This window comes from Amycolatopsis sp. NPDC114505, assembly GCF_055633615.1.
In genome coordinates this window covers 302133-317754 of the sequence record NZ_JBVKDV010000002.1, presented here as the reverse complement: position 1 = coordinate 317754, position 15622 = coordinate 302133, and the positions used below count along the sequence as shown (strand labels likewise).

Genomic DNA, 15622 nt, shown 5'->3' with positions numbered 1-15622 from the left:
AAGAAGCTCTAGGCCGAGCGGCCCAGCGGGCCGGTCGTGCGTGCCTTGACAGGAATATGCCGTCCGGAGCACATTTCAAGGGTGATGCAGACCTTCGAGGTGCTGGCCGAGCCCCGCCGCCGCACGATCCTGGACCTGCTGCGCGCCGGCGAGCGCTCGGTGGGCGAGCTGGTCGACGAGCTGTCCCTCAGCCAGCCCGCGGTGTCCAAGCACCTGCGGGTGCTGCGGGAGGCCGGGCTCGTGACGGTGCGGGTGGCGGCCCAGCGGAGGTGCTACGCGCTGCGGCCGGAGCCGCTGGCCGAGGTCGATGCCTGGCTGGCGCCCTACCGCGCGTTCTGGGAGGGCCGGCTGGACGCGCTGGAGCGCCGTTTGGACGAGACGGACCCGCGCTAGACCTCCGGCTCGAACGTGATCCCCGCGTCCGCCGCGCGGCGCTCGCCCCACTCGTACAGCGCCGTCAACGCCGGGCGCAGCTCCTCCCCCACCTCCGTCAGGTGGTACTCGACGTGCGGCACCCGGCCGTCGAGCTCGAGGCGCCGGACGATCCCGTCCGCGGCCAGCTCGCGCAGCTGCTGCGTCAGCATCTTCTCGCTCACCCCCGGCATCCGGCGCCGCAGCTCGCCGTAGCGGTGCGCGCCCTCCTTCAGGTGCGCCAGGATCACCGGCTTCCACTTGCCGCCGATCAGGTCGACCGCCAGCTCCACCGCGCAGTGGTACCGCTTCATCCCATTCCCCCTACGCACCGGAAAGTACGTGGTTGCCCGGCCGGAGCACCACTGGTTGCCTGACCGGGTGATCGTGCCAGAAAACCCACCCGCGACCCCGACCCTCTACGACTGGGCCGGCGGCCGCGAAGCCCTCGTGAAGCTGCTGACGATCTTCTACGGCCACGTCCTCGAAGACCCGCTGCTCGAACCGGTGTTCCGCGGCATGGACCCGGACCACCCGAAGCACGTCGCGGTCTGGCTCGGTGAGGTCTTCGGCGGGCCGGCCGACTACTCCGCGAGCCACGGCGGCCACGCCCACATGGTCGGCCGCCACCTCGGCCGCGCCATCACCGAGCAGCAGCGCCGCCGGTGGGTGACCCTGCTGCTCGACGCCGCCGACGAGGCCGGCCTGCCCGGCGACCCCGAGTTCCGCGCCGCTTTCGCCGGTTACCTCGAGTGGGGCAGCCGCCTGGCCGTCGTGTTCTCGGCGCCCGGAGCCGAGCCGAACCTCCACGAACCGGTACCGCATTGGGACTGGCCGATGCCGCCCTGGCAGCCCCCCGCGCCCTAGCCGCATAGTGAGGGCAGCCGGAAAGGAGGCTGCCCGTGATCCGGGTCGACGGCCGGACCCTGCGGTGCGCGGACGTGGTGACCGCGGCGCACACCGGGGGCCCGCTGCGCATCGACGTCTCGATCGCCGCGCTGCGCGGTGCCGAGAACGCGTGGAAGCTCGCCGAGGAGCTGAGCACCCGGCGGCTGGTCTACGGCCGCACGACCGGCGTCGGGGCCAACAAGGACGACACCGTCGAGAGCTCGCGGGAGCACGGCCGGCGCCTGCTGCGCAGCCACGCGGGCGGCAGCGGCGACCCGATGCCGCCCGGCCAGGTGCGCGCGATGATGCTGATCCGCCTGAACCAGCTGCTGGCCGGGCGGTCCGGGATCAGCCCCGAGCTGATCGGCGCGCTGGCCGAAGCGGTCCGGGTCGGCGCGCTGCCGCTGGTGCACCGGCTCGGCGCGATCGGCACCGGCGACCTCGCGCCGCTGGCCGAGACGGCGCTCGCGCTCACCGGGGAACGCGCGTGGGTCGAGGGGCACGTGCCGCCGGTGGCGGTGCACGCCGGCGACGCGCTGGCGTTCATGAGCAGCAACGCCGCGACGCTCGCCGAAGCGACCCTCGCGACGATGCGGCTCGACGCGCTGACCCGGGCGAGCCACGCGGTCGCGGCGCTGACGTACGTCGCGCTCGACGGCAACCCCGAGGCGTACGCGACGCCGGTGCACGAAGCGCGTCCGCACGCGGGCCAGGTCGCGTGCGCGGCGGAGATGCGGCGCCTGCTCGGCATGCACCAGACGCCGAAACCGGGCCGGCGGATCCAGGACCCGTTCGGGCTGCGGGCGTTCCCGCAGGTGCAGGGCCCCGCGCTGGACGCGATCCACTACCTGCGCGACGTCCTCGCCGTGGAGATCAACGCCAGCACCGAGAACCCGATGATCTCGACGGTCCACGGCGACGCCTACCACCACGCGCACTTCCACACGGCGTACGTCTCGACGGCGCTGGACCAGGCGCGGGCGACCGTGCACCAGGTGGCGGAGCTGTCGGTGGCGCGGCTCGGCGACCTGGTCGAGCCGGAGTTCACCGGGCTGCGGCCGTTCCTCGCGGCGGGCCCGGCGGGCAGCTCCGGCGTGATGATCCTGGAGTACGTCGCCCACGACGCGCTCACCGAACTGCGCCAGGCGGCCCTCCCGGCGACGCTCGGCACGGCGGTCGTCTCCCGCGGCATCGAGGACCACGCGAGCTTCTCGACGCAGGCGGCCCGCGCGGCGACGGCGGCGTGCTCGGCCTACCAGCAGGTGCTGGGCTGTGAGCTGGTCGCGGCGGTCCGCGCGCTGCGGATGCGGGACGCGGACCTGGTGGACCTCCCGGTCCGCGACGCCTTCGAAGCGGCGTCGGCGGTGCTGGACCACAGCGTCGACGACCGGCCGCTCACCGACGACATCGCCGCCGCGGTCGGCGTCCTGGACACCCTCGCCCGGATCTAGCGTGAACCCGAACCGCCCGATCCGCCAATAACGGGAGCAGGTGGCGGACGACAGGCAGGCGGTTCATGAGCTCACCAGGCGCGGCCGACGCGGAGATCATCGCGGCGTCACTGCGGCACCCCGAGCGGTTCTCGGCGGTCTTCGACCGCCACGCCGCGCACATCCACCGGTATCTGGCCCGCCGGCTCGGCGGCCAGCTCGCCGACGACGTCCTGGGCGAGACGTTCCTGATCGCCTTCACCGGCCGCGGCCGCTACGACCCGGCCTTCCCGGACGCGCGGCCGTGGCTCTACGGAATCGCCACCAACCTGGTCGGCAAGCGCCGTCGCGAGGAGGCGCGCGAGTACCGGCTGCGCGCCGCGCTCGGGCCGCCCGCCGCCCAGGAGGGTCACGCGGACCGGGTGGCCGCGCGGGTGAGCGCGCAGGCGATGAACGACCGGCTCGCCGCCGCGCTGGCCGGGCTCTCCCCCGGCGATCGCGACGTCCTGCTGCTGATCGCCTGGGAAAGCCTGGCCTACGACGAAGTCGCGGCCGCGCTGGGCATCCCCGTCGGCACCGTCCGGTCGCGCCTGAACCGGGCTCGCAAGAAGGTCCGCGCGGAGCTCGCGCCCGCCGAGGAGGTTTCGAACCGTGGATGAGATGCAGCTGCTGCGCGACTTCGCCGGGCCGGCGGAGCTCCCGGCGCGTGACGACCTGGCCCGGCGGCGAGCCGATCTGCTCGCCGCCACGACCGCGCGACGACCGCGTCGGCGCCGGGTGTGGGGCTCGGTCGCCGCCGCCGGGCTCGCCGCGGCCGCCACCGCCGTCTTCACGCTCACCCCGACCGTCCCGGAGGCTCCGCCGGCGGTCGCCGGCCCCGCGGAAATCCTGTACCGGGCCGCCGCGGCGGCGCGCGCCCTGCCGGACGTCGAGCCGCGGCCGGACCAGTTCCTCTACAGCAGGACGCGGCTCGCGGACGGCCGGGAGAACGAGAGCTGGGCGTCGGTGGACGGGACCCACGACGGGCTCCGGATCCTCTTCGGTCACGAGACCGAGGTGGCGGGCTGCCGCGACGGGAAGCGGGTGCAGAAGGAGGGTCACGGGCGGACGGTGACCAGCCGGTGCGAGCCGCGTCCGGCCGTCCACCCGGACCTGCCCACGGACGCCGACGCCATGCTCGCGTACCTGCACAAGAGCACGTACGGCGAAGGCGACACCCTGCACGACCTCGGCACCGAGGTCGTCGGGCTGGCCGGAGACCACCTGCGTCCCGCGGCGCGGGCCGCGCTCTACGAAGCCGTCGCGAAGGTGCCCGGGCTGGTCGCCCGCGCGGACGCGAAGGACGCCGCGGGCCGGGCCGTCCTCGGGATCACCTGGGACAGCACGACCGCCCACGCGATCGGCAACCAGGACGAGTTCCTGTTCGACCCGGTGACCTTCGCCTACCTCGGGTCCGGGACGACCGGCGCGGTGGTGAGCCAGGGCGTCGTCGACGCCGTGCGGCAGCGGCCCTGAACGCACGAAGGGCCGCTCCGGAGTTCCGGAGCGGCCCTTCGTGGCAGAGACTCAGCCGAAGAAGACTTCGGCTTCCTGGTAGCGCTCGGCCGGGACCGTCTTCAGCTCGGCCGTCGCCTCGGACAGCTTCACGCGGACGATGTCCGTGCCCTTCAGCGCCACCATCACGCCGAAGTCGCCGTCGGCCACCGCGTCGACCGCGTGCAGGCCGAAGCGGGTCGCGAGGACGCGGTCGTACGCCGTCGGAGTGCCGCCGCGCTGGACGTGGCCCAGGACCACCGCGCGGGACTCCTTGCCGGTGCGGTGGGCGATCTCGTCGGCCAGCCAGGTGCCGATGCCGCCGAGGCGGACGTGCCCGAAGGCGTCCTTCTCGCCGGTGAGCAGCCGCTCCTCGCCGCCCTCGGGCAGCGCGCCCTCGGCGACGACGATGATCGGCGCGAACTCCTTCTCGAAGCGGCTCTCGACGTAGGAGACGACCTGGTCGACGTTGAAGTGCCGCTCCGGCACCAGGATCACGCTCGCGCCGCCGGCGAGGCCGGAGTGCAGCGCGATCCAGCCGGCGTGGCGGCCCATGACCTCGACGACCAGCGCGCGGTGGTGCGACTCGGCGGTGGTGTGCAGCCGGTCGATCGCTTCGGTCGCGATGGAGACCGCGGTGTCGAAGCCGAAGGTGTAGTCGGTGGCGCCCAGGTCGTTGTCGATCGTCTTGGGCACGCCCACGACGCCGATGCCGTCGTCGGTGAGCCGCTTCGCGACGCCGAGGGTGTCTTCGCCGCCGATCGCGACCAGCGCGTCGACGCCCTGGTCAGCCAGGACCTGCTTGATCTTCTCGACTCCACCCTCGACCTTGTAGGGGTTGGTGCGCGAGGACCGCAGGATGGTGCCGCCGCGGGTGAGGATGTCTTCGACGTCGTTGAGGCCGAGCGGACGGCTGTCCCCGGTCAGCGGGCCGTTCCAGCCGTTGCGGAAGCCGACGAGGTCCCAGCCGTGGACCTCGATGCCCTTACGCACCACCGCGCGGATGACCGCGTTGAGCCCCGGGCAGTCGCCGCCGCCGGTCAGCACACCGACACGCATGAGAAGCCTCCGTCTGTTCTCTGGAGATGACAGTCACATTTCGTCGTCCGCCAGAGTAGCGGCTCTCGTCTTGATCGGTGCAGCCCGTACCACCTGCCGAATCGGTCCGGCTCCGGTGTGTGCTAACTTGGCCACGTGCAGCGCTATTACTGGTTTACGAAGCCGGCCCCGGGTGGGCACGGCGGCGTGAACCTGCGCTGACCTCCACCCCCGAGCCGGATTTCCAACCGGCTCGGCGAGGGTCCCCCGCGCGGGTCGGTGTCCACCAGGAAGGAACACCCCCGCGATGACGCTCTCCGCCGGACCCGCCACCATCGGCGACCTCGACGCCGCGCGCACCACGTCGATCAGTCCGCTCATTTCGCCCGCGATGCTGCGCGAAGACCATCCCGCCGACGCCGCCGTCGCCAAGGTCGTGCGGCAGGGCCGCGCCGAGACGGTCGACATCCTCGACGGCCGGGACGACCGGCTGCTCGTGGTCGTCGGCCCGTGCTCGGTGCACGACCCCGAAGCCGCGCTCGACTACGCCCGCCGGCTGGCCGCGAAGGCCGAGGAACTGCGCGGCGAGCTGCACATCGTGATGCGCGTGTACTTCGAGAAGCCGCGCACCACGCTGGGCTGGAAGGGCCTGATCAACGACCCGGACCTCGACGGCACGTTCGCCGTCAACAAGGGCCTGCGGATGGCGCGGAAGCTGCTGCTCGACGTCTCCGCGCTCGGCCTGCCGGTCGGGTGCGAGTTCCTCGACCCGATCACGCCGCAGTTCATCGCCGACATCGTGACGTGGGGATCGATCGGCGCGCGGACCGCGGCGAGCCAGGTGCACCGCCAGCTGTGCAGCGCGCTGTCGATGCCGGTGGGCATCAAGAACTCCACCGAGGGCGACGTCCAGGTGGCGGTCGACGCGACCCGCGCGGCCGCGGCGAGCCACGTGTTCCCGGGCATCAACACCGACGGCCTGGCGGCGCTGCTGACGACGTCGGGCAACCCGGACTGCCACGTGATCCTCCGCGGCCACAACGGCGGCCCGAACTACGACGCCGGGACGGTCACCGACACCCTCGCCCGCCTGGCGAAGTCGGGACTGCCGGAGCGCGTGATCATCGACGCATCGCACGGGAACAGCGGCAAGGACCACGTGCGGCAGGGTGAAGTGGTGCGCGAGCTGGCCGCGCGGATCGGCGGCGGCGAGCGCGGGATCGCCGGGCTGATGATGGAGAGCTTCCTGGCGGCGGGGAGGCAGGAACTCGACCTGGGGCACCCGGAGAAGCTGACGTACGGCCAGTCGATCACGGACGCGTGCCTGGCCTGGGACGACACGGCCCCGCTGCTGGACGAGCTGGCCGCCGCGGTCCGCGCGCGCCGCTGAGAGGTCCCCGGCCAGGGGGTCCCCCGGATTTCACGTTACCGGGGAGGTCCGACAGTTCCGGGCCTCGCGGAGGCCGGCGGCGCGAACGGTCCGTTCGCGCCGCCGGCGCCGGGAAAGATGCGGGCAATCGTGCGGCTGCGATGGCACAAACGGCCCGGGCCGGTCCAGATCGGCGGCCGGCTCGGCCTGCCCACATCCACGGTGCACGGCGGTCTTGGTGCGCTGCCGGATCAACCGGCTCACGCGTCTCGACCGGACGTGAACGGCGAACGCGTCCTGTCCGACAACGGCTCCGCCTACCGATCCCACGCCGGGCACGAGGGCCGCACGAGCCAAGAACAGGCCCGGCGGCAAGCCCACCGGTGGGTCAGCGCAGCAGCGGAAGCGACCCGACCAGCCGGTCGACGCGCTTGCGTGGGCCGTGCAGGGCGACGCCGACGCTGTCGAGGTCCGCCGTGGCCGTGGCCGCCATCCGGGCTGTGTACTCGTCGTACGTCCGGCAGCTCTGGGCCAACGCACTGAAAGCGACGAAGAAGAGCTCGCCGTCTTCGGTGGCCGCCCGGACGATGGCCGCCACGTCCGCGCGCGGGGCCTTCAGGATCGGCAGGGGCACGTTGATGATCCCCGGGTGCGCGACGCCGTCGGCGTCCGCCACGTCGGCGCCGACCAGGCCGCCGATCCGGTGCCCGAGGGTCACCGAAAGCACCCCCGCGGCGTTGGCCGCCAGGCCCGCGGGTAGCTCCGCGCCGACCACGACCGCACACTTGTCTGCCATCGCTTCCTTCGTTTCCGTCGACCGACGGGTTTCCGTGATCATGGCGCGAGCCTAAACAGCGAACGAGGAGATCCCGACGACTGCCGTGGCGGATTCGGTAAAATAAACCCAACACCGAATTCTCCACCACCGCGGAAGGACCGAACAGCCCGATGGACGAACTGGATTCGGCGTTGCTGACCCTGCTGCAGGAAGACGCCAAGCAGACCAACAAGGAGCTCGCCGCCAAGCTGCACATCGCGCAGTCGACGTGCCTCGAACGCGTGCGGGAGCTGACCCGGCGCGGGATCGTGCGCGGGCACCACGTCGACGTCGACCTGAAGAAGATCGGCCGGCCGGTGCAGGCGATGGTCGCGGTGCGGCTGCGCCCGCCCGACCGCGCGGTCATCGAGTCGTTCCGCGCCTTCGTGGCGGGGCTGCCCGAGGTGCTGTCGGTGTTCGTGATGTCCGGCAGCGACGACTTCCTGTTGCACATCGCCGTCGCCGACAACGATCACCTGAGCGGCTTCGTCCTCGACCGGCTGACCCAGCGCAAGGAGATCGTCGACGTGCGGACGTCGGTGATCTTCAACCACTTCCGCCGCACGGTCGTCACCCCGGTCGAATAAAACTCAGCGGCGCCGGAAGTACTCCTCGATGATCTCCCAGCGCGCGAGGTTGTGCTTCGCGTCCGCGAGGGCGTCGTGCTGGTCGGTGGGGGCCGACGGCAGCTTCGGCTTGCCCGCGTCCTCCCACCGCTGACGCAGGTCGCGCGTGAACCGCGGCAGCTGCCGCGGCAGGGCCGGCATCGGACCCCACAGCTGGGCGAGCGCGACGTGGTCGTACGCGGCGAACCACGCCCACAGCTCGATCCCGCCCGGCGGCTTGCCGAAGAACTCCAGCAGGTCGGCGCGGATCTTCTCGCGGCTGCGCCACGCGCGGTCGGCCGGCGACGGCAGCTTGTTCAGGACGTTGTCCCGGACCCATTGGCCGGCCTTCGCCGGGTCGAACTCGGTCGAGACCGCGTAGAACTCGCGGCCCCGTTCGTCAACGACACCGATGGACACCAGATCGATGGTCACGCCGTCTTCGATGAATTCGGTGTCGTAGAAAAAACGCACTGGTGAACAGTAGTGGGTCAGCCGACCTTCGTTTCGGGCACCCGGGCCGCGTCCGATGCGGACGGCTGCACCGGCACCTTCGGCTTGACCCCGGCGGCCTCCGCGGCCAGCAGTTCCTTGGCCTTCGCCGCGTAGATGTCGACGTACTCCTGGCCGGACAGCTCCATGAGCGCGTACATGATCTCGTCGGTGATCGACCGCTCGATGAACCGGTCGCCCGCGAGGCCCTCGTACCGCGAAAAGTCCAGCGGCTTGCCGAAGCGGACCTCGAGCCGGCGCGGCCACCACATCTTGGAGCCGATCGGGTTGACCTTGTCCGTGCCGATCATCGCCACCGGGACGACGACGCCGCCGGACTCCAGCGCGATCCGGGCGACGCCGGTCTTGCCCTTGTACAGCCTGCCGTCCGGGGAGCGCGTGCCCTCGGGGTAGATGCCGAGCAGGTGGCCGGCCTTGACCAGGCGGGTCGCCGTGTCGAGCGCGGCCTGGGCGGCGTTGCCGCCGGAACGGTCGATCGGGAACTGGCCGACGCCGGTGAAGAACCACTTCTTGAGCAGGCCCTTGAAGCCGGGCTCGGTGAAGTATTCGGACTTGGCCGGGAAGGTCACCTTGCGCTTGACCCGCAGCGGCATGAAGAACGAGTCCGCGACCGCCAGGTGGTTGCCGGCCAGGATCGCGCCGCCGTCCTCGGGGATGTTCTCCGCCCCCACGACTTTCGTCGGCCACAGCGTCTTGAGCAGCGGACCGATGAAAATCCACTTCATGACCCAGTACAGCACCGGCGCCTCAGCCCTCCATCGCAGCTCAACCCCTGTAACCCGCGCCGAACAGCCTACGAACCCAGGTGGCCGCCGCACAACGGAGACCACCCGGTTACCACCCGGCAGCGATCGATCTCACAGCGAAGTCCGGGTCCGGGCGGAGCCCCACAACGTCCGCGAGCCGTGAGAGCATGGACGAATCCACCGCTCACACGGAAGGCGATCGCATGGGCGTGCTCGCCGGCGCGGAACCGTTCGGCCACACCGGTTCGGCCGACACCGGGTTCCTGCTCTGCCACGGGTTCACCGGTACTCCGGGGAGCATGCGGGCCTGGGGTGACCACCTGGCCGGGGCCGGGTTCACGGTGCGCTGCCCGCTGCTGCCGGGCCACGGCACCCGCTGGCCGGACCTCAACCGCACGACGTGGGAAGACTGGTACGGCGCCGTCCGCGAGGCGCTGCTCGAGCTGCTGTCCACGTGCAAGACCGTGTTCGTCGGCGGCCTCTCGATGGGCGGGACGCTCACCCTGCGCCTCGCCGAGGAGTTCGGTGACCGGATCGCCGGGATCGTCCTGGTCAACCCGTCGGTGACGCGGCTGAAGTGGGACACGAAGCTGCTGCCGGTGCTGGGCCGGATCGTGCCGTCGGTGCCGGCGATCGCGAACGACATCAAGAAGCCGGGCGAGAAGGAGCTGGCCTACCCGCGGACCCCGGTGCGGGCCGCGGCGAGCCTGGCGAAGCTGTGGGCTCTCGTGCGCGCGGACCTGGGCAAGGTCACGCAGCCGGTGCTGCTGCTGCACTCGTCGGTCGACCACGTCGTGGAGCCGGAGAACTCGCGGCTGGTGCTGGCGGGGGTTTCGAGCACGGACGTCACCGAGGTGGTGCTGGAGAACAGCTACCACGTCGCGACGCAGGACAACGACGCCGAGGTCATCTTCACGCGTAGCGTCGAGTTCGCGAAGGCGCACGCCACCCAGCCTGAGGAGACCGCATGAGCCGGGGGAAGGACGGGCCGGAGGACGTCGACGCGACGTTCGCCGAGATCGTCGCCGACCTTCGGGCCGACGGGTTCGGGCTCCCCGAAAGCGACACCGCGGACACCGCCGACACGACGGGAAGCGCCGGCGGTGGCGTGGGGTCGTCCGGAGCCGGCGCGGAGACCGAGTCGCGGCGGAAGCCGGACCGGCCCGCCGAGCCGCCGGCCGTGGACACCCCGCCGGAGCCCGGCTGGCGGTCCGGGGGCACGTCGTGGGACGCGACGATGTTCTCCGACGACCCGGCCGGCGATGACGAGCACTACGTCCCGCCGGAGCCGCCGCCGCTGCCGCGGCCGAAGATGGGCGCGTTCCTCATCCTGCTGCTGTTCCTGGCCGGGCTGTTCCTGCTGATCCTGCCGAACGCGATCGGCGTGGGCCCGACGGTGGCGACGCCGCTGGGCATCCTCGCGCTCGCGACGTCGATCGCGTTGCTGCTGCTGCGCGTCCGGCAGGGCCCGCCGCCCGGCGCCGACCCCAGCAACGGCGCCCAGGTCTGATCCGACGGCGATGAACATCGAGTTCAGCCCTTCGCGGCGATCGACCGTCGGCGCGGAATGGGAGCTCGGCCTGGTCGACCGGCGCAGCGGCGAGCTGTCGTCGGTCGCCGGGCGGATCCTCGAGGCGGTCCGCCCGGACGGCGCGGCCGAGCACCCGAAGATCAAGCAGGAGCTGCTGCTCAACACCATCGAGATCATCACCGGCGTCTGCACGACGATCGCCGAGGTCAAGGCCGACCTGGCGGAGTCCCTCGACGTCGTGCACGGCGTCGCCGACCCGCTCGGCGTCGAGATGTTCTCGGCCGGGACGCACCCCTTCTCGAACTGGTACCAGCAGAAGGTCACCGATAAGGAGCGGTACGCCAAGCTGATCGACCGGACCCAGTGGTGGGGCCGCCAGATGCTGATCTACGGCGTGCACGTCCACGTCGGGGTCGACCACCGCGACAAGGTGCTGCCGATCCTGGACGCGTTGCTGAACTACGCGCCGCACCTGCAGGCGCTGTCGGCGTCGTCGCCGTACTGGGGCGCCGAGGACACCGGGTACGCGTCGAACCGGGCGCTGATGTTCCAGCAGCTGCCGACGGCCGGGCTGCCGTTCCAGTTCCGGAAGTGGGCCGAGCTGGAGGCCTACACCGAGGACATGTTCACCACCGGCGTGATCGACTCGTTCTCGGAGATCCGCTGGGACATCCGGCCGGCGCCGCACCTGGGCACGATCGAGATGCGCGTCTGCGACGGGCTGCCGACGCTCGAGGAGGTCGGCGCGATCTCGGCGTTGACGCAGTGCCTGGTCGACGACTTCAGCGAGCGCCTCGACGACGGCGAGATCCTGCCGTCACTGCCGCCGTGGCACGTCCAGGAGAACAAGTGGCGCGCGGCGCGCTACGGCACCGACGCGATCGTCATCCTCGACGCGGCCGGCCGCGAGCGGCTGGTCACCGAGGACATCGCCGACCTGCTCGACCGGCTGGAGCCGGTGGCCCGCCGGCTGGACTGCGTGACCGAGCTGCGCGACGTCGAAACGATCCTGCGGTACGGCCCGAGCTACCGGCGGCAGCGAGCGGTCGCGGAGGCGCACAAGGGCAGCCTGAAGGCCGTGACGGCGTCGCTGGTCGCCGAGATGCGCGACGGCATCCTGAAGGGCTAGAGCCGGTCAAGCTGGGTGCGAAGCGTGCCGGGGCCGAGGATCGACGCGCCGAGGGCGGTCACCCGCCCGCGCAGTTCGCGGTCGGCCGTCACGACCAGGACTTTGGCTTTCTGCTGCGCGACGACCTCGACGATCTTCGAGTCGCCGTCGGTGTCCGCGGCGACGACCTCCACGCCCGGGACACCGGTGACGTGCTTGGCCTTGCCTTCGACGACCAGGACGATCCGCGGCCACCAGGTGACGGCGGCGTCGTCCGGGTCCGGCACGCCGGCCTCGGCGAGTTTCGCGAGCTGGTCACGGAGACGTTCGGCGGCACCGTGCCGATCGCGCCACCAGCCGTCCGGCCGCGAGCCGACGACGTTGGCGCCATCGACGACGAGCACCAGCTCCTGCCCGACGCGATCGCGCAGGTCCGGCCAGGCGGCGGCGAAGTCGCGGTGCAGCCGGTAGGAGGGCACGTCATCGGGGTCCACCCAGCGCACCTCCGCACTTTCTGTGTTGGCAACCCGCGCCTCTGCCCCATCGGCCAGGGCGAGAACGGTGGTGTAGCTCCACTCCCCATGGTCCACCAAGGACGCCGACACCGCGCGGAAGGCCTCAGCCGGAACGGAGGCTTCTTCGAACGCTTCGCGGGCGGCGGCGGTCACCGCGGTCTCACCGGCTTCGATGGCACCACCGGGCAAGGCCCAGGTCCGACCGTGGTGCACCCACCAGGCCCGGCGCTGGAGGAGGACGCCGCGAGCGGGATCGACGAGCAGGAGGCCGGCAGCGCCGTACCGGCCCCAGTGCAGGTGCCCGCAGGAGCACTTGACGAAGACGCTGGCGGAGAGGGCACTCACCAGTCCAGCCTGTCACAGGTCGCCGCGGATCACGTCTCAGCGGAAGCCGACGCTCGCTCCCGGCGCCGCGAGCGAAGAGCAGCGGGAAAGGCCACGGCAGCAGACAGACCGCAACATGAACGGGGCCCACACCCCCCGCAACCCCGATCCGAAGCCAGAACCCGGCCGGCAGTGCCGGGTCAAGGCATCTTTCCCGCCTTGACGCGGTGCGGCCGGCCGTAGTCACAATCAGGCTTCGGGGTGGCGCGGAAGACCACCGAAGGAGGTCGGCGACGAACGACGTCAAACCGGTGTCTTGGCCGCTTCCAAAGCCAGCGCAGCGGCACCCACGATCGCCGTGTCGTCACCCAGGTGCGCGGTCCGGATCCGAGCCAACGGCCGGTGCCGAGCCCCCGTGATCGCGCCCGCGTAGTGCTCGCGGGCCTCGTCCAGGAAAAGCGGAGCCGACTCCGACACTCCCCCACCGATCACGATGATCTCCGGGTCGAACACATCCGCCACCAGGGCCAGGCCCTCACCCAGCCACTTGGCCAGCTCGGCCATCGCCAGCTGTGCGATCGGGTCGCCATCACGCGCCGCGCCGGCCACCCGGCGGCCGGTCACCGAGCCCGGGTCGCCCGCGACCTGCGGGGCCAGCACCGTCGAACGGCCCGGGTGGCGGGCCAGCAGCTCCACCGCCGTCGCCGCCAACGCCGTTCCGCTGCAGTAGCGCTCCCAGCAGCCGTACTTGCCGCACGGGCACGGCCGCCCGCCGCGGACCACCGTCAGGTGCCCCAGCTCCGGGGCCACGCCGTACGCGCCGCGGAACAGCTTGCCGTCCAGCAGCAGGCCCGCGCCGATGCCCGTGCCCAGCGCCACCAGCGCCGCCACGTGGGCGCCGCGGGCCGCGCCGAAGCGGTGCTCGCCGACCATCGCCGCGTTGACGTCGTGCTCCAGCAGCACCGGGAGGCCGACGCGCTTCTCGATCCGGTCGGCGACCGGCGCGCCGCGCCACGCCAGGTGCGGCGCGAACATCACCGACCGGCGGTCGCGCGCCACGAACCCGGCCACGGCCAGCCCGACGCCCACCACCTCGTGCCGGTTGCGCAGCCCCTCGACGACGCCCGCGATGGCGTCCTCGAGGGCGCCCTCCTCGCTCGGCGTCGCGACGCGTGCCGTGTCGAGCAGCGAACCGCGCTCGTCCACCACGCCGGCCCGGACACTCGTCCCGCCGACGTCCACCCCTATCGTCCGCAAGTCAGCTCTCCCACTCGTCGCGCCGGCGGACGGCGATGTGCTGCACCCGCACCGACGCGGTGGCGTCCACCGGTGGCCGCGGCGCGGGCCGGAACCCGGGCATGTGGACGCCCTCATCCGGTTCCCAGCGGTCCGCGAGCACCGCTCGGAGCAACGCCACGAGCTGCGCCAGCTGTTCCAGCAAGCGGGCGACGAACTCCGGGCGTTCACCCTGCACCACGGCGACGATCGCACACAGCGGGCACCAGCCGCACGCCGAGCCGTCCGGTTTCGCCTGGTCAGGGTCCCCGTGGCCGGCGGCGACGACCCCTTCGAGCCACGGCGCCGCCTTCTCCACGACCATCTCGGCGAGCAGGCGGATCTCCTCCGCGAGCCGCGGTCCGGCCGCCTCGTCCTCTTCGCTCACCCGCGTCCCCGGTTCCCGGCCAGGTTCACGACCAGGCCGTCGGCGTCGGATTCCGCGCCGGTGATCCGGCACGGCCGCAGCGACTCCGGCAGGGCGATGAGCCTGCGGAAGCCGTCCACGGTGATCGCCAGGTCGTCGTCGACGCGGGCGAGGTCGACCTCGGTGTCCCGCGCGAGCGGGATCGCGATGCGCAGCGTGTACCCGTCCGGCGCCGGGCGGACGCGCAGCAGCGGGGTGACCGGGGTGCCGTCACCCGCCAGGGGGTCGCCGTCGCGGTAGAGCTCGGCGGCGATCTCCAGCAGGGCGGGCAGCCCGACCGGTTCGACGGCCCGGTGCTCGACACGCGACACCGCCTTGAACCCGGCACCGGAGAGCTCGGCCAGCACGGCGTCCTGCTGTGTCCGGCGGGTGCGCAGCCACGTCCCGGCGCCGCCGCGCCAGAACCCGGGCGCGGGCATCAGCCGGTTGGCGATCAGGCCGTCGACGGCGATCCCGCGCAGGGCCAGGGAGCTGAGCGTGCGCCGCGCTTCGGCGACGACCACCCGCTCGGGGGTCAGGACGAGCCGGACGGTGGTCACCGATGGCTCGGTGAGCAGCGCGCGCAGGCCGTCGAGGTGGGTGCCGAGGCGGCGCACCGACTCGGTGACCCGGCCGCGGCGGCCGAAGACGCGGGTCAGGTAGCCGGAGACGGCTTCGGGCAGGGCGAGCAGCCGCAGCGTCTCGGCCGTCGGCCCGCAGTCGACGACGATGGTCTCCCACGGCCCGTCTTCGGCGAGCCGCCGGACTTCGGTGAGCGCGAGCAGCTCGTCGACGCCGGGCAGCACGGTCAGCTCTTCGGCGTCCAGGGTGTCGAGCCCCGCGCCGGACAGGGCCGCCTGCAGCTCGGCCCGCAGCCGGTGCCAGGTGGTGTCCACCAGCGTCCGCGAGTCGATCTGGACGGCGGAGAGCAGAGCGTCCACTTCGGACGGTTCGGCGCCGAGGCCGCGCCCGAACGCGTCGCCGAGCGAGTGCGCCGGGTCCGTGGACACGACGAGCGTCTTCCTGCCGCGGGCGGCCAGGGCGGCGCCGGTGGCCGCGGCCAGCGTGGTCTTCCCGACACCCCCCTTGCCGGTGAACAGCAGGATCCGCACG

The 15622-nt window shown here is 72.3% G+C and carries 19 protein-coding genes and 1 pseudogene; 11 read left to right on the top strand and 9 right to left on the bottom strand.

Annotated features, from left to right (window positions below):
- Positions 1 to 84: 84 nt before the first annotated feature.
- Positions 85 to 393 (top strand): ArsR/SmtB family transcription factor, encoded by a 309-nt coding sequence (locus tag ACZ7OU_RS19540; protein ID WP_470239027.1) that lies wholly within the window; start codon positions 85 to 87, stop codon positions 391 to 393.
- Here ACZ7OU_RS19540 and ACZ7OU_RS19535 read toward each other — a convergent pair.
- Positions 390 to 725, bottom strand: a complete 336-nt coding sequence (locus ACZ7OU_RS19535; protein WP_470238649.1) for a winged helix-turn-helix transcriptional regulator — start codon at positions 723 to 725, stop codon at positions 390 to 392. The two genes, ACZ7OU_RS19540 and ACZ7OU_RS19535, sit on opposite strands and share 4 nt — an antisense overlap.
- A 67-nt stretch (positions 726 to 792) precedes the next feature.
- On the opposite strand from ACZ7OU_RS19535, the gene ACZ7OU_RS19530 reads away from it, so the two are divergent.
- The 4 genes from ACZ7OU_RS19530 to ACZ7OU_RS19515 all read left to right on the top strand — a co-directional run bounded on the left by ACZ7OU_RS19530 (position 793) and on the right by ACZ7OU_RS19515 (position 4244).
- Positions 793 to 1278, top strand: a complete 486-nt coding sequence (locus ACZ7OU_RS19530; protein ID WP_470238650.1) for a group II truncated hemoglobin — start codon at positions 793 to 795, stop codon at positions 1276 to 1278.
- Positions 1279 to 1313: 35 nt separating this feature from the next.
- Positions 1314 to 2750 (top strand): aromatic amino acid ammonia-lyase, encoded by a 1437-nt coding sequence (locus ACZ7OU_RS19525; protein ID WP_470238651.1) that lies wholly within the window; start codon positions 1314 to 1316, stop codon positions 2748 to 2750.
- A 65-nt stretch (positions 2751 to 2815) separates the two neighbouring features.
- Positions 2816 to 3388 (top strand): RNA polymerase sigma factor, encoded by a 573-nt coding sequence (locus ACZ7OU_RS19520; protein ID WP_470238652.1) that lies wholly within the window; start codon positions 2816 to 2818, stop codon positions 3386 to 3388.
- Position 3389: 1 nt separating this feature from the next.
- Complete coding sequence (locus ACZ7OU_RS19515) at positions 3390 to 4244, top strand: CU044_5270 family protein (RefSeq protein ID WP_470239028.1); 855 nt, start codon at positions 3390 to 3392, stop codon at positions 4242 to 4244.
- Positions 4245 to 4295: 51 nt separating this feature from the next.
- Here the strand turns inward: ACZ7OU_RS19515 and ACZ7OU_RS19510 are convergent, their stop codons facing one another.
- Positions 4296 to 5321 carry a 6-phosphofructokinase gene (locus tag ACZ7OU_RS19510; protein WP_470238653.1) on the bottom strand — a complete coding sequence of 342 codons (1026 nt, stop codon included), beginning with the start codon at positions 5319 to 5321 and terminating at the stop codon, positions 4296 to 4298.
- Between the two features lie 286 nt (positions 5322 to 5607).
- Here ACZ7OU_RS19510 and ACZ7OU_RS19505 point away from each other — a divergent pair, with 286 nt between their 5' ends.
- Positions 5608 to 6690, top strand: a complete 1083-nt coding sequence (locus ACZ7OU_RS19505; protein WP_470238654.1) for a 3-deoxy-7-phosphoheptulonate synthase — start codon at positions 5608 to 5610, stop codon at positions 6688 to 6690.
- A 120-nt stretch (positions 6691 to 6810) separates the two neighbouring features.
- Positions 6811 to 6946: pseudogene (locus ACZ7OU_RS19500) on the top strand (IS481 family transposase); the annotation flags it as partial.
- A 111-nt stretch (positions 6947 to 7057) separates the two neighbouring features.
- On the opposite strand, the gene ACZ7OU_RS19495 reads toward ACZ7OU_RS19500, so the two are convergent.
- The gene (locus ACZ7OU_RS19495) at positions 7058 to 7465 is read right to left on the bottom strand and encodes a DUF2000 domain-containing protein (protein ID WP_470256137.1); all 408 of its coding nucleotides are present in this window, start codon (positions 7463 to 7465) and stop codon (positions 7058 to 7060) included.
- A gap of 152 nt (positions 7466 to 7617) precedes the next feature.
- Here ACZ7OU_RS19495 and ACZ7OU_RS19490 point away from each other — a divergent pair, with 152 nt between their 5' ends.
- On the top strand, positions 7618 to 8073 hold the full coding sequence (locus ACZ7OU_RS19490) for an Lrp/AsnC family transcriptional regulator (protein WP_470238656.1): 456 nt from the start codon (positions 7618 to 7620) through the stop codon (positions 8071 to 8073).
- A 3-nt stretch (positions 8074 to 8076) separates the two neighbouring features.
- Here the strand turns inward: ACZ7OU_RS19490 and ACZ7OU_RS19485 are convergent, their stop codons facing one another.
- Together ACZ7OU_RS19485 and ACZ7OU_RS19480 are read right to left on the bottom strand one after the other, a co-directional pair.
- A complete protein-coding gene (locus ACZ7OU_RS19485) occupies positions 8077 to 8565 on the bottom strand; it encodes a polyadenylate-specific 3'-exoribonuclease AS (protein WP_155542138.1) in 489 nt (162 codons plus the stop codon).
- A 17-nt stretch (positions 8566 to 8582) separates the two neighbouring features.
- The gene (locus ACZ7OU_RS19480; protein WP_470238657.1) at positions 8583 to 9344 is read right to left on the bottom strand and encodes a lysophospholipid acyltransferase family protein; all 762 of its coding nucleotides are present in this window, start codon (positions 9342 to 9344) and stop codon (positions 8583 to 8585) included.
- A gap of 209 nt (positions 9345 to 9553) precedes the next feature.
- Between ACZ7OU_RS19480 and ACZ7OU_RS19475 the strand changes: the two genes are divergently transcribed.
- The 3 genes from ACZ7OU_RS19475 to ACZ7OU_RS19465 are packed head-to-tail and all read left to right on the top strand — an operon-like array spanning position 9554 to position 12010.
- Positions 9554 to 10321, top strand: coding sequence for an alpha/beta hydrolase (locus tag ACZ7OU_RS19475; protein WP_470256136.1), 768 nt, complete (start codon positions 9554 to 9556; stop codon positions 10319 to 10321).
- Positions 10318 to 10860: a hypothetical protein gene (locus ACZ7OU_RS19470; protein WP_470238659.1), complete on the top strand. Its 543-nt coding sequence runs from the start codon at positions 10318 to 10320 to the stop codon at positions 10858 to 10860. The genes ACZ7OU_RS19475 and ACZ7OU_RS19470 overlap by 4 nt, the downstream gene beginning before the upstream one ends.
- A 10-nt stretch (positions 10861 to 10870) precedes the next feature.
- On the top strand, positions 10871 to 12010 hold the full coding sequence (locus ACZ7OU_RS19465; RefSeq protein ID WP_470238660.1) for a glutamate--cysteine ligase: 1140 nt from the start codon (positions 10871 to 10873) through the stop codon (positions 12008 to 12010).
- Here ACZ7OU_RS19465 and ACZ7OU_RS19460 read toward each other — a convergent pair.
- The 4 genes from ACZ7OU_RS19460 to ACZ7OU_RS19445 all read right to left on the bottom strand — a co-directional run bounded on the left by ACZ7OU_RS19460 (position 12007) and on the right by ACZ7OU_RS19445 (position 15621).
- A complete protein-coding gene (locus ACZ7OU_RS19460; protein ID WP_470256135.1) occupies positions 12007 to 12849 on the bottom strand; it encodes an NUDIX domain-containing protein in 843 nt (280 codons plus the stop codon). The genes ACZ7OU_RS19465 and ACZ7OU_RS19460 overlap by 4 nt on opposite strands.
- Positions 12850 to 13131: 282 nt before the next feature.
- Complete coding sequence (locus ACZ7OU_RS19455) at positions 13132 to 14070, bottom strand: ROK family protein (protein WP_470239029.1); 939 nt, start codon at positions 14068 to 14070, stop codon at positions 13132 to 13134.
- Positions 14071 to 14086: 16 nt separating this feature from the next.
- Positions 14087 to 14491, bottom strand: coding sequence for a hypothetical protein (locus tag ACZ7OU_RS19450; protein WP_470238662.1), 405 nt, complete (start codon positions 14489 to 14491; stop codon positions 14087 to 14089).
- Positions 14488 to 15621, bottom strand: a complete 1134-nt coding sequence (locus ACZ7OU_RS19445) for an ArsA family ATPase (RefSeq protein ID WP_470238663.1) — start codon at positions 15619 to 15621, stop codon at positions 14488 to 14490. The genes ACZ7OU_RS19450 and ACZ7OU_RS19445 overlap by 4 nt, the downstream gene beginning before the upstream one ends.
- Position 15622: the final 1 nt, after the last annotated feature.